This is a genomic window from Agrobacterium larrymoorei (assembly GCF_013322225.1).
Classification (GTDB): domain Bacteria; phylum Pseudomonadota; class Alphaproteobacteria; order Rhizobiales; family Rhizobiaceae; genus Agrobacterium; species Agrobacterium larrymoorei_A.
In genome coordinates this window covers 155,229-169,090 of sequence record NZ_JAAMFB010000043.1, presented here as the reverse complement: position 1 = coordinate 169,090, position 13,862 = coordinate 155,229, and the positions used below count along the sequence as shown (strand labels likewise).

General features: G+C 48.9%; 11 protein-coding genes. 5 read left to right on the top strand and 6 right to left on the bottom strand.

Annotated features, from left to right (window positions below; translation table 11 throughout):
- Window positions 1-219 precede the first annotated feature (219 nt).
- The gene (locus tag G6L28_RS21910) at window positions 220-1,455 is read right to left on the bottom strand and encodes an SDR family NAD(P)-dependent oxidoreductase (RefSeq protein ID WP_174000896.1); all 1,236 of its coding nucleotides are present in this window, start codon (window positions 1,453-1,455) and stop codon (window positions 220-222) included.
- 464 nt (window positions 1,456-1,919) lie between these two features.
- On the opposite strand from G6L28_RS21910, the gene G6L28_RS21905 reads away from it, so the two are divergent.
- Window positions 1,920-3,002 (top strand): SIS domain-containing protein, encoded by a 1,083-nt coding sequence (locus G6L28_RS21905; RefSeq protein WP_065657540.1) that lies wholly within the window; start codon window positions 1,920-1,922, stop codon window positions 3,000-3,002.
- 443 nt (window positions 3,003-3,445) lie between these two features.
- Here the strand turns inward: G6L28_RS21905 and G6L28_RS21900 are convergent, their stop codons facing one another.
- The 4 genes from G6L28_RS21900 to G6L28_RS21885 form a co-directional block, all read right to left on the bottom strand.
- A complete protein-coding gene (locus tag G6L28_RS21900) occupies window positions 3,446-4,315 on the bottom strand; it encodes a RolB family protein (RefSeq protein ID WP_180216475.1) in 870 nt (289 codons plus the stop codon).
- Window positions 4,316-4,795: 480 nt separating this feature from the next.
- Window positions 4,796-5,686: a RolB family protein gene (locus G6L28_RS21895; RefSeq protein ID WP_234902689.1), complete on the bottom strand. Its 891-nt coding sequence runs from the start codon at window positions 5,684-5,686 to the stop codon at window positions 4,796-4,798.
- Between the two features lie 709 nt (window positions 5,687-6,395).
- The gene (locus tag G6L28_RS21890) at window positions 6,396-6,779 is read right to left on the bottom strand and encodes a hypothetical protein (RefSeq protein WP_065657538.1); all 384 of its coding nucleotides are present in this window, start codon (window positions 6,777-6,779) and stop codon (window positions 6,396-6,398) included.
- An 840-nt stretch (window positions 6,780-7,619) separates the two neighbouring features.
- Window positions 7,620-8,342, bottom strand: coding sequence for a RolB family protein (locus tag G6L28_RS21885; RefSeq protein ID WP_065657537.1), 723 nt, complete (start codon window positions 8,340-8,342; stop codon window positions 7,620-7,622).
- A gap of 596 nt (window positions 8,343-8,938) precedes the next feature.
- Here G6L28_RS21885 and trbH point away from each other — a divergent pair.
- Window positions 8,939-9,313, top strand: coding sequence for a conjugal transfer protein TrbH (gene trbH, locus G6L28_RS21880; protein ID WP_234902688.1), 375 nt, complete (start codon window positions 8,939-8,941; stop codon window positions 9,311-9,313).
- Window positions 9,314-9,325: 12 nt separating this feature from the next.
- Window positions 9,326-10,633: an IncP-type conjugal transfer protein TrbI gene (gene trbI / locus G6L28_RS21875; RefSeq protein WP_065657536.1), complete on the top strand. Its 1,308-nt coding sequence runs from the start codon at window positions 9,326-9,328 to the stop codon at window positions 10,631-10,633.
- Between the two features lie 359 nt (window positions 10,634-10,992).
- Here trbI and G6L28_RS21870 read toward each other — a convergent pair whose 3' ends face one another.
- On the bottom strand, window positions 10,993-11,895 hold the full coding sequence (locus tag G6L28_RS21870) for a LysR family transcriptional regulator (protein WP_065657535.1): 903 nt from the start codon (window positions 11,893-11,895) through the stop codon (window positions 10,993-10,995).
- 252 nt (window positions 11,896-12,147) lie between these two features.
- On the opposite strand from G6L28_RS21870, the gene nocP reads away from it, so the two are divergent.
- Complete coding sequence (gene nocP, locus G6L28_RS21865) at window positions 12,148-12,921, top strand: nopaline ABC transporter ATP-binding protein NocP (protein WP_065657534.1); 774 nt, start codon at window positions 12,148-12,150, stop codon at window positions 12,919-12,921.
- 65 nt (window positions 12,922-12,986) lie between these two features.
- A complete protein-coding gene (nocT, locus tag G6L28_RS21860) occupies window positions 12,987-13,838 on the top strand; it encodes a nopaline ABC transporter substrate-binding protein NocT (RefSeq protein ID WP_065657533.1) in 852 nt (283 codons plus the stop codon).
- Window positions 13,839-13,862 lie beyond the last annotated feature (24 nt).

Sequence of the window (13,862 nt, the reverse complement as noted above, 5' to 3'; positions counted from 1 at the left end):
ATAAATTTTTATGTTTGTAATTTTCAATACTACAGTGATATTTTGAAATTAAAATTATTGAATTCGTAAAATACTGAAATTCAAGACAATATCATATAATAATTGAAACTTCGCAATTACATAGGCAGGAATACATAATCAGAAATACACACAATATTGCTTGCAGCCCAACGCAAATCACATAATGCGCAATTATTTCACAAACATAGTAGAAGCTCATCAGTTGAATGCAATGTTGGGACGCTCAATTTCTTCGCGGATGAGTTTTGCGATATGCTCAGGCCCAACCGTATCAGTCAAAGAACTCATGTTGGTAGCGGAAACAGCTAGGCATATATCAATTGCTCCTACACGATGGTCCAATCCGATATGATTGATAATCTGTGTTAGGCTCCCACATGCATGATTGGTCACATTGTAGCCAACAAAGGAATTAAACCCACGCTGGCGAGACATTGAGTTGAGATTAACGATGCGGCCAGAACCAGATTCAATCAGATAAGGCATGCATAGCTTTGTCATGATTAGAGGGGCCACGCAGTTGATATCCCATTGCTTTTGAAGCATCTCGACATTGATCTCTTTCTCGAGGTCAACATGATCGACACAGCCAGCATTGTTGACTAATCCATCGATCTTGTTGAATTTCGCGACGGTCGTGCTCACCCAATCTTTCATTGAGCTGTGATCAAGTGCATCAAAACATGCATAGTGAAGAGCTTCGTTCTGGTCGCCAAAAACTGCTTCCAGATCTTGTACGTTGCGGGCACCCAAACTCACTCGATAGCCGTGCCTAATAAGTTCTTGCGCGATGGCCTTGCCGATGCCGCGAGTTGCGCCAGTGACCATAACTACACGACTTTGGATTACACGCACAGACCAGTTTCCGGCATCCAGACTGAAATGTAGAACACGCCCATTGTCGGTATGCTCATCAGTTATAGCAACCCCGAGCAGTGCCGCGACAACCCTCAGCACACCTCCATGGGCGACGAGAAGCACGTTTTCTTTACGTGCATGCTTGAGAGCCTTGGCGACATGGATTGAGAAGATTTCAGTAGGTTCACAATCGGGATAGTTGTCCTCAAACATCTGAAGCGGACCAAAGCCGCCTTCGTGTTCACCAAAATCCCGCTCTTGAAGATCATCTTCAATCTGAAAGGTGGGACAGCCCGGATTAGCGATGAAGGCAGTCTGAAGTGCACGTAAAAGTGGTGAACAGACAACCTTGCTTATTGGAAGGGTCCGAAGAACATTGCCGGCCAACAGAGCCTGGCGTACCCCTTTTTCATTAAGACCAATGTTCGTTCCCGAACCTTGCACGCCCCAGTGCTTCTCGCCGTTAACGACCATCTCCTTCTCGTTGAGGTCGGTCGTGCCATGTCGGATGAAGTAAAAACTTTTGATTCCACTTGGGGGCTCTGCAGAGCCAAGGTAGGCCTGAGAAATTGGCATTTTCACGTGTGAAGATATGATTTTTTTGAGAACTAGATAAGATTGATGAATATAGTTGTTTTGGTTTTTGTTGTTGCCGTCCTTGTTTATACTAATTATTTTTCAATCAGCACGTGAGCCATGACGTAAGTATCTCAGTTAACTGATATTTTTCTACCATTTTTGTCGTTGATTTCGGCGTGTGGGACATACTATCCGGGCCTACATGTTGCTCGTATTCTCCTTCCATCTTACTTTTCCTTGATCCGCGCCCATTAGTGACTTTTGAATAGATGCTCTGACACGCCAAGCCTCGCTAGTCAAAAGTGAACTAAACCAACGTGTTACAGCAAGAAAAAAATGCGTGTGACGCTCAATGTGACGTCTTTCGCGTTTCTAAAAAGGATAAATAGCCTCGCTGTCTATTATACTCCCACAAATCAACAACATATTACACGAGCATTTGTTTTGCATAATTCATCTCGATGGACATGCTCTACACACCCCTGTCGATCGAACCAGCCAAGATCGCTGAGGAACTTGACCCTACGATCAAACAGCTTGGAAATGTCGCAGAAGCCGGGCGGCGCCTCGCCGCCAATGGACTGAGGCAGGTGTTCTTCGTATCTGCTGGTGCTGGGTTGGCAATCGGAAAAAGCTTGAATGCGTATACTGACGAGGTTGCGCAAAACCTCTGCTTCATTAGCCACGCCGCTTCGAGATTCGTGGACCTACTGAAAGCCAACACATCAATCGCTGATGCCGCAGACACTTTAATTATCCTGTCATCAAAGTCCGGGAAAACTCCAGAAACTGTAGAAGCGGCGAAGCGCCTGAAGGACAAGCCTTGTAAAACAGTGGTCTTCACGAAGTCTCAAGATACCCCGCTCGCCTCACATGGTCACAGTGCATTTTTCACCGGGGAAACAACCCAGGCTTTCCATGCTACCCACATGCTAATGGCGTCATTTACTGGCGGTATTTTGGAAATCAAGGAAAGTTGGAGCTTTATGCCAGCCCTGGCATCATCCCTGAAAGCGCTACCGGTGGCATTGTTCCATGCTGCAAGGAAGTGTGTGTTGGCTGGAGAGGCATTTGCTGAAGACTTCAAGAGTGATACCCCCCTTTATTTCATAGCCTCAGGATCTGACCTACTCGTCCCGCACGCTTACGGGCTTTGCGTTCTGCAGGAGAGGTTCGGGTTCGACGTGCATGTTGTTGGGGCCACTGACTTTTTCCACAGTGTCGTGGAGACAGTGCGTCCTGGTACGAAGGCGCGGTATATTCTCACCGTCCCAGGAGGAGGGAGCCGGGGTAGCATGCTCGATGTCAAGACTTTTTTTGAGGAAGCAGCCAAAAACTATCCGGTAAGCTTTCACGTGCTTGATACCAAGGACTTCGACGCTTCGGGCATAGACCCAGAAATCCTGAAGATCGTTGGCCCTCTCATTGCCGAAGCTTGCCTGAAACCTTGGACTCCCATGTTGGCAAAGGCAACCAAACAAACAATGAATGATCCGCTCCTGCATATGGGGCGGTTCCAGTATTTCAACTGCCATTTGGGCTGAGTTGAAGACATGCTCCTGCCAGAAATCGCGTGATCTTACGCAATATTGAATAATCTCTGCCTATGTCATAAATGTGTGTGGCTTTATCTGTGTTTGTGTTGTTTCAGAAATTCATGTAACGTTTGTTTTTCTTATGTACTGTTAAATAAATTATCGGTGGCTCTACGAATACTTCGTATCGTTGATATTTCTAATCACAATATGCGTAGTGACCCGATAAATAATTTAAGCGTCGTTGATAAAAATCCTAAACTAATTGGGACATATATTTTATATGCCGTGATTTTCATAATTTAGTAAACTTAAAGTTCAAAATATTAAGTTCTGGTTCATTTAATACTTCTGATTACATTTTAGATATCACAAACTTATTATTGAAACTGACAAAATCGAAAGCGTAACCAGCGTCATTCTCAAACAAAATACATTCCCTACTGCTCTGATCAAAGAGAAAACAATTTTGAAAAGGATCTGCGTTTTTCCTGAATCTTTTTCATGAAGCGCTTCCAAGCTTTATGACGAACACTCGGCTCCAAATTTCCGGAAAGCAGTGCATCAGGTGTTCTCGATTCTCGAACGGTCATTGGAATTTTGCCTCTCCATGAAGCAGTCTCACCACGTTCCAAACAGGAATCCTCCCCCGCGCAATTCCAGTCGCATGACAATCCGTCGGCCAGCTTTCCAATGAATAACGCTTTGCCAAACGCAAGAATGTCGTGGCGGAACTCCACACCTCCCTCTCTCCAAAAAAATTGAACAGTTTGGCCTCCGAGGTGAAACCGCGGCCCATCCCGGAAAGAGGTAGTGGGAAGGATGGCCACAAAATGACTCAAATCGCCCTCACCGGAGTCGTCCCCAAAACAATTTTCACGGCGTAAACACTTGAACAAATGTCGTACTGTTTTGATTGAGACTTCTGACTGGTATGGAGCCAATGTACATGCAAGCACATTTGTCTTACCAAATCGGCAGACATCCCCAGATTGCACATAGCTCAGTACGGCGTCCCTTGAGGAATAGATGTAAATCGGCTTCGCGTTGCTACAGATCACCTCCGGATAAACGGGGGACTGAATCTCCAGCGGATGCGGAAATGGAAAACGGAGATACATCGCGGCGATCTCGCTCTTCAGTTCGCCCTCTTTAAATTTGCTCACCCAATATTTTACCCAGATCTCCTGATAAAGGAGGAGATTATCTCGAATATAAATACGATATAGCGAGCAAATACACCCGATTATGAAGCACATTTCTCGACAATCGCCAATGGATAGGAGATTAAAAGGCTCAAAGTTCGGCCTTGAAGGAACCATTATGTCGAGAAATACACGATTTACTTTGCGCTAATCACATTTTTTTCTATCGGCTTATTACATTTATAGACATTTGCACGTAAATGGTTTGATTTTATGAGCACAATACAGTGGCTTATTTGACTTTTTTGCAACATCTGGTGCATGCGTGTAGTATTCTTGTAGCCTGTTACGAAATATTGGATTATGTGTCTTGAGACAGTAATACGATTAAGCCGAATCAGAACAATACTCATCATTAAAACTAATTCAATATTTTACAGACTATTTATTCAAACATAAAAACAACGTTCACAGCAGAAAGACAGAAAATAAACAAGTCTATGATATTACATAGGCATGCATTAAGAATATTATAGCGCAAACCCCATATACTCTGATAAGATGCTTGCGATCGGGATACTGATTTTGAGTCGACCTTCCGGCTTTATTCCGATGAACGCCGCATTGCTCCCCATATAGGGCTGCAGATATCTCTTCTTAACTGATGCACCAACTCAGCCTCCCCCGAGGGCGTTTATTCGCGAGGGTAGGCTTGTCACCTGGTCTTTCCGTACCCGTTGGAGGAAAAGTCAAACCAACCGCTATGACTTCACACCAAAAGCGGTGTCCGGGTTGCAGGGCGAAGTACTTATGAACATACCCTCTGTGAACCTCTAAAAGAGAATAGGGCAACTTCAGAAATGACCTGCTTGGAAAAAAAGCAATATAAGCTTCTAAAGCATCCTCAAAAAGGCAGGAACCTGGGGAAATCTGATTATGCCTGTAGCGAAGACTCTGGTACGTAACACCCTCGTCATAAGGCGCTACGGAACATGCCACAAGGCCAATCGTTGCATGAACGGACACGATCGCATTTCTCGCATATTGTATGATCTTCTCGCGAGGGCCATAGACATAAAGGAGGGGACGATCGGTAAAAATTGTGTCAAACGGCTCCAGTCTCGGCCCGTGGAGACAGGGACTTTTTGCAAATCGCGCCAGGATTTCGCCAACAGCACCGTCCGGATCGTCATGGTACCTCAGCGAGGCAACCCAAGATTTTTGGGCGCTGGCTAGGGTTTTCTCCACGAATTCACGATATTCTGCCTTCGCTCCGATTAGAGCGACCTTTGCGAGGGCATGATCGCTTACATCAAACAAATCGATCATTGGGAAAACAGGACGTGTATAGCCCATACTTGTAGTATTTTTTCTATAAGGTAGAGAATTTATTCTCTTAAGCTCCTGAGCATGAAGCATACTTATAGTGTAAAGGTGGGCCACAGTTGGTGCCAAATTTGGCATGGCCTGGGATTGTTGCGAGTTTTTGTCGATCAAAATGCTGTCACTTGAATATGCAACAGGGATCGTTCCCAAACGATTGGACAAGTTCGGGTCCGGTGCCGCTTTAATCATTCGGGTGAATGATTAAAGTTCTACGTGGGAGTATGACCCACTAAAGAAAAGTCTGGCGCAAAAGTCAAAAGCGAGCCGAAAGCCTTCACGCTTGTGGGGAAGTGGGCCTCCGAATATTGACATAAATTCGATGTGAAAAAGTCTCAATTAATCGGCAATCGGGGGTACGAATGTTACACCGCGCTGGCCAATTAAACTAAAGAGCACGATGATAGCGAAAGTAATAGGTAAGATGACGAGGACAAGAGAGACGATCAGAGCGCGTTTCAATCCCGCGGTCGCACTAATTTTCCTGTTGTCGTGAGTGGATCTCGCCACTCCAGTTTTCAATGTGTGGGAATGCTCCTCTTTCCAACTTCTTACAATTTAACAATTTATAATATGTCATCACATATTATAAAATACTTTTTTACCAATCATACACCTTACGTTAATTTAATAGCGATGAAACATTCTTATGAATACTTTCCTGCCAGAATTTCAATGGACTTCGTCGGTAAATATTTAGAACGACGTACTCATATATTATTCATTCGATCATTATGAAATAGTAAATATGACGGCACTTAAGTAGGAACGTTACAAAACGAAATGATACAACTGAGTTATATAACAAAAGATTTATTGTTAAGGCGTCTCGTTTGATAGTACTGCAACCTAGCTCTGATTTTGTCATCGCGTGTTACGCGAGCGACCCGACGGCGACGACAGGATAGTTGACCTTAACCGCGCAGCGCGACCATTTGACAAAGTCGTGGTTCTCAGCGTTGAACAGGTTGCTCTTGAACAGCGCAATGTAGGTTGTGAAGCGGTTTGCAGTCACGAAGCCTCGCGGCAACTGCCAGGGGGCTAAGTCAGACACCCCCCACTTCGCATTTTCATCCATCATGAGAGAACCAGTCTGCTCATTGAAATTTGTGAGCAATTCTTTCGCTCCGTATAGAAAGTATAACTCGCTTGTCTCAACAACTTCGCTGGTATCCGGAATTTGAAATTGGCTACCCCAAGTTGCCTTAAGCAAAATTTGCTGGTGATTTACCAAATTTATTACGCTTCCGGCCGGCATGCCCCTTAAGTCTGTCCAAGAATAACTCATTGCTCGATGTTTAGATGGTGAGTGTGAGAGCAGAGGTTCTAATACTTATAGGCGGCCGCTCAAAATGCCAAAAGGATGAATTGGGAAATCAGGAGGCATTTTCCATATATTGAGGCGTTAACTACTCAACAATGGAACTAGTGTACATCAATCATATTTTCATCCGTCAAAAAACCATTGAATATTTCAGTGGATGCGACTTTGGACCGACTATGCCGGTGGTTGGCGTCTTTTCCAAATTTGTTAGGTAGTGTTTTACATCAACCGTGGGCCCATCGCGAAATGAGCGCCTGAAATTGCGCCTAAATCTCCTTTAATTATTCGCGGCGATAAAGTCATAAAGCATAAATATCCATTTTCAAAGATTAGTAATTCAATTTAGAAACCAGATTAAAAAAGTCAAAAGGAGTGTGGCGTTGATTTCTCAATCCGAGATTAGCGGGCCGAAATCTTTTATGTTACACCATCGCCTATGTTGTGAAAGTGATGAACGACGTCTTTTGAGAGTTTACTGAGCGGTTGTGCAGAGCTTAATTATCGCTGCCCATCTAACTTGTCATTGCCATCAACACTCTACATTGCATAATTATTTCAAGTATATAATAAAAATAAATACTTCTGAGATAAAAACAGCCTATATTATCGCTACATTCACTTCACAGCAGACATCGATATTCCATATTCTAATCTACATTTCTAAATGAATAATATATTACAAATATGATCGACGGCGTTAATAAACATATAACAAACACAAATTATCATTTGCACTGCACAAGTATTCCTATTATTCTGGAAACCTAACCCACATTAGGGACAGTAAATTATTTTCTTTTCTTCAAACTCTTTGTCGCTATCGGAATCATTTCGTGCTCTCTTTCTCACAACTGGAATAGACTGCGAGAAATGGGTGTCGCCGACTGTAAGGATGTCGTAGTCTTTTTCACCGCCGTCTGTACGACGCCAGAACCGATACCCAAACCTCTTGCTGGGGATCTCCACAAAGCCGGATGAAAGCGGCAGAGCAACAAAACTTTGAAAATCTTCTTCACTTACCTCTATGTCGTTGAAGACAGCCCGATAAAACTCCACCATTTGGCGACGTTCCAGATCGTCACGATATGGGCGAATGGTGGTAACAAAAACATTTCTACCGAATTTAGCTAAACGTCTGGCGCAAAAAAGCTCCAGCATGTTTGACCTTGAGCAATAGAGATAGACAGATAAGGATTCCGTCCTTCTTTCCCCCACGATGTAAGCCTCCGGTTCCTCTATGGTCAGGTGACAAACCCTGGGCACAGTTTCTATCTCCTTTAGTTTCTCGATCTTTTCGACTTCATCTTCGGGGAGCAAGGCTGTTAGCCCCTCCCCCCATTTTTTCTGAAACGGGATCAACTCGTCACGTATGAATTTGTCGAACCGTTTTCGTTCCTGGCGAAGAAATGCTCGAAAATCGTCTCTACCTTTCCTGCGATCCAAGAACGATGGAATGAACCGAGGTCGGCTTCCAGAAGAAAGTAAGATATCAATCATTGCCATCTTCACAGCGGCCCGACTTATGAACAGGACTATTACGAAGCCAACAATAAAGCTCTCGTCAATAAGGCTTCGGGAGCAAAAGAGGGGGGCCTTTTAAGTAGATAGCAATGGAGACACGAACGATTTAACCCAACCACGTCTCCTGCTCGGCCCCGCTAGGGGTCAGATCAAGAAGAAATTATTGGCTCTGGTCACATTTTTCAAAATTGTCGGTACAGAATCCGTCGGTGGCGTGGCATAAGTCAAAAGGTAACAGTCAAAAGGCTGACAATTGCACTACACATCGAAAACTCCGCCAATAATAAACAACCTATTACTACTTATTACATTATGATATCATCAATAGTACCTTACTATGCAAATGTATCTATCTTGGCACTGCGTGGTGGTCTCCATCGATCTGAAAACTTCTCAGTTCCTATTCAAAATTACATTTTAATATATCCTGCCACGGACGGGCCCTTTCCGGTGGTTTCGATTGTCCGGAACGCGAAGATCGGTTGTGAGCGGCAAAGTGAGGCCGGCGCGCGATGCTGTTCTTGAGCGGACAGACCCTCATGGCAAGCGCGGTGACGTGGGGCAGTTACTTCTTGAAGTTTCGCGGGATCAGAGCGTCGACCTCGCTTGATGGCCAACCGGCGGCGAACGCTATTGCCGGCGACATGGTGAGCAGGCTCGCAGAGCAGATCGGCCCCGGGACCGCGACTGTCTCGCCGAAGCAGGACAGCTCGCCTTTCGGGCAGGCGCTGGAAGCGGCCCTCAAGGGATGGGGTTATGCGGTGGTGACCGACCAGAAGACGGATGGTGCTGCGCGCACCGTGCCGCTCGCCTATATCGTCATACCCTTCGAGGGCCAGATGCTCGCGCGCCTGTCGACCGACAGCGTCGAACTCGGCCGCGCCTACACCGTCACAACGACGGGTGCGGAGCCGGCGAGCGCGCTCTCGGTCATGAAACGCGGTTAGGGGAGGGCGGTCATGGTTCAATCGCTCAAGCTCGGCGGCACTCCACACGAGGAAACGGGCTCCGGCATGCGCCGGATTAACCGTCTGCCGATCATCGTTGTGGTCGTGCTGGTCGTCGCCTTCCTCGGTGTCATCTTCTACGGCCTGACCTCACGCGGACTGTATTTCCGCGACACCGGCCCGGACACAAGCTCCGGCAATCCGGCGTCAACCTTCGCCGATCAGATCAAGCGCGGCGTTTCGGACGGCATCATCGGCGAGCCGCAGCAGGTGACGACGCTGCAGCCGACGCCGGTCGAGAGGGAAGAGGAGAAGCGCTCCGTCAATCCATTCACACCTCAGCCCGGTCAAAGGGAAGATGCGCGGACGGAACCGCAACTGGAATCTGAACAGGTCTGGCGCGCCCGCTTGCAGCGCGAGCAGGACGAGCAATATCTTCGTGAGCGGCAGCGCCAGAGAATGGCCCGGCTGCAGGCCAATGACGCCGCCTATGACTCACCGATCGCTATCGACCGCGGCAAGTTTGACAGGCAGGGAGCTAATACAAACGACACCGCCGGGACGACGAACGGGGTTTCCACGGCAACGACTCCCGGAGCATCCGATCTCTACGCCGCCGCTCTTCGCGCCGGTCTCGGCGGACAAAATGTTGATCCGAACGGCCAGAAGACGAAGGAGGATTTCTTCAATGCCGACCTCAAGGAACTTGGCTACCTGCCGAACCGTGTCGTCCCCCAACAGTCGCTCTACGAACTCAAGCGCGGCTCAGTCATTCCCGCGACATTGATCACCGGGATCAATTCCGACCTACCCGGGCGTATCACTGCCCAGGTAAGCCAGAACGTCTATGACTCGGCGACGGGACATCGACTGTTGATTCCGCAAGGAACGAAGCTGTTCGGCCGCTATGACAGCAAGGTGTCGTTCGGCCAGAGCCGGGTGCTCGTCGTCTGGACCGACATCATCTTCCCGAATGGCTCGGCGCTCCAGATCGGCGGCATGTCCGGGACGGACGCGCAGGGCTACAGCGGTTTCCGCGATAAGGTGGATCGGAAGTGGCTCCAGACGTTTGGTTCGGCCATCCTCATTGCGGTGATCGGCACGGGGATCGACATGGCCGTTCCGGAAAGCTCGACGCTGGCAACACAGGACACCGCATCGGATGCGGCCCGGCGGAATTTCGCCGAGACCTTCGGTCGTGCCGCTGACCGGACCATCCAGAGAAACATGGACGTGCAGCCTACGCTCGAGATCCGGCCTGGTTACAAATTCAATGTGCTGGTCGATCAGGACATTGTTTTCCCAGGAGCATATCGATGAGACACGTGCCCAGACCCAACAAGTCTGTTATGTTCGGGCAAAACATCACCGTGTCGAAAGTACGCAACCGCTCGAATTACAGCGTTCCGGGAATCACAGTGTTCGGAGGCATCTTTCTATCTGCAGTCGCCACAGAATCTCCGTCTAGCCGTGATTTCGACGAGCTGCGCGCCGGTCCCACTGCCTATCGCATCCCAAGCGAATACCGAGCCGACGGAGATACCAGCAACAATGTTTTCGTGCGGGTAAATCTCGCCGACTGGTGGCCTCTAGAACGGGATAAGCCGGGTTCGCCAGCCTTTCGACCACGACACCGGGCTGGACCCGATATCTTTGACAACTTGCTGCGATCCTGACGATCAAATGGTTTCATAGGGCAAGGCTTTCAAAGCATCAAGCAAGGCTGCCCGGAACTCGCTAACCAAGCGCGGCGGTGGGCTGTCGGTCGGAAGAACGATAGCAAAATGGTAGGGGACAACCGGATCAAAGGAGCGCTGAATAACCGGATTTGCACTGTAGTAGTCGGCAGTGAAGGGGTCGACGATACCAACCCCCATTCCCCTGCTTACCAGATCGCAGAGATTCAGCGCCAGACTACTTTCTATCCTGCGATTACAGTGGACGCCGCAGCTGTCCAGTGCGGCGTCCGTTTGCATCCGTAGAAGGCTCACTGGAGAGAGGCAAATCAATGACTCTCCTTCAAGGTCCGTCGCATGAACAGTTTCCTTGTCTTCGAGACGATGCCCCGGCGGCACCAGGCAGACGGCACGAAAGGAAGGGACAGGTTCGACGGTGAGACCAGGATAGTCGCCAGCCAATATCGATATTCCGAGATCGTAGTGCTGGAGCGAGACCAATTCGAGGACCGTCTGGGAGGGAACCGTGTCGAGGTAAACCGACACGTCGGGCCGATCGGCGATGAACGTCTCAATGACGCCGGACATAAAACTCAGAGCCGGCGCTGTATAACAGGCGACCCTTAGGGACCCCATATGAGATTTCTTCAGTTCCGCCGCGACTTTGTCGATGTGCTGAATCCCGTTGAAATGTCGCGACACTTCCTTGAACAGAATACCGGCCTCCCGCGTAGGACGTAACCGGTTGCCCGTTCTTTCGAAGAGGCTGATCCCAATTTCCTCTTCGAGATCCCTGATCAGCCGGCTGATCGCGGGCTGCGTGATCCTGACGAGATTCGCTGCTGACGTCATACCTCCTGTCAGCATGACTGCCCGGAACGCTTCTAACTGACGCGATTGAATCATTGCTTTCTCCATAACATATGCACATGGGCGCATGCCTATTACTGCCCTTGCGATATGGAAGGCAAGCTTTTAGTAACAATAGAAAACTGGGTCCTACTCTCGAAGAATGTACGCGGTGAACACGTCAATACGTGTTTCACCTTTGAGAATGAAAGCCGGACAGGTGCCGGCTGCGCCATTCTCGGCCGTGCTAACGGCACGGTTTTTCGCTGCATCGCAAGAGATCGGGAATGATAGAACAAGGGAACGCGAATGGACGGAACGCAGCCCACCCTGGTGGCAGAAGATATCCATAAGAACTTTGGAACGCTGGAAGTTCTGAAGGGCATTTCACTCACAGCCAATAAAGGCGATGTGGTTTCGATTATCGGCAGCTCCGGCTCCGGTAAGAGTACTTTCCTGCGCTGTATGAACTTCCTCGAAACCCCGAACAAGGGCCGTATCGCAGTTGGGCAGGAAGAGGTCGTCGTCAAAACGGATGCGGCTGGCCGATTGATCGGCGTCGATCGCAAAAAGATCGAACGCATGCGGATGCAACTCGGCATGGTGTTCCAGAGCTTCAATCTATGGGGGCATATGACTGTCCTGCAGAACGTCATGGAAGGCCCCGTACACGTTCTCAAACAGCCCAAGGGCGACGTGCACGACCGTGCAATGGATTTCCTGGACAAGGTTGGTATTGCCGACAAGCACGACGCCTACCCGTCTCAATTGTCAGGTGGACAACAACAGCGCGTCAGCATCGCACGCGCACTGGCTATGCAGCCGAGCGCGCTTCTCTTCGACGAACCAACCTCTGCCCTCGATCCGGAATTGGTGGGCGAAGTCCTGAAGGTGATCAGGAAGCTCGCCGAAGAGGGGCGGACAATGGTCGTGGTGACGCACGAAATGGGTTTTGCTCGCGACGTATCGAGCAAGGTTCTCTTCCTCGAAAAGGGGCAGATTGAAGAGCAGGGAACCCCGCAAGAAGTATTCCAGAATCCGACGTCACCAAGGTGTCGGGCCTTCCTCTCCAGCGTTCTGTGAGCGCGCAGGCGCGCAGAAGAGTCAACATTCGAAAATAAACAATAACAGCAACAGAGGTGAACGTTATGAAATTCTTCAACTTGAATGCGCTTGCGGCAATTGTGACTGGCGTCCTTGTCGTGGCGGGCCCGTCAGTGGCCAAGGACTACAAGAGCATTACAATTGCGACCGAAGGATCCTACGCGCCCTACAACTTCAAGGATGCGGGCGGAAAGCTGATCGGCTTCGACATCGATCTCGGAAACGACCTTTGCAAGCGCATGAACATTGAATGTAAATTCGTCGAGCAGGCTTGGGACGGGATCATTCCTTCTCTCACGGCGGGTCGTTACGATGCCATTATGGCGGCGATGGGAATTCAGCCGGCGCGCGAAGAGGTCATTTCGTTCTCCCGCCCGTATCTCCTCACGCCGATGACGTTCCTGACGACAGCGGACAGCCCGCTTCTGAAAACCCAGGCGGCAATCGAGAACCTTCCGCTCGACAATATCACCCCCGATCAGAAAGCCGAGTTGGATAAGTTCACCAAGGTTTTTGAGGGCGTGAAGTTCGGCGTTCAGGCCGGTACATCTCATGAAGCGTTCATGAAACAGATGATGCCCAGCGTTCAGATTTCGACCTACGACACCATCGACAACGTTGTGATGGATCTGAAGGCAGGCCGGATCGACGCGAGCCTGGCGTCGGTCAGCTTCCTGAAGCCTCTGACGGACAAGCCCGACAACAAGGACCTGAAGATGTTTGGCCCGAGGATGACGGGGGGATTGTTCGGAAAGGGTGTCGGCGTTGGCATCCGCAAAGAGGATACCGATCTCAAAGCTCTGTTCGACAAAGCAATTGATGCCGCCATCGCAGACGGTACCGTCCAGAAGCTGTCCCAACAGTGGTTCGGTTACGACGCGTCTCCCAAGCAGTAATCTCTTTCAGTTGGAGCGTCGGCA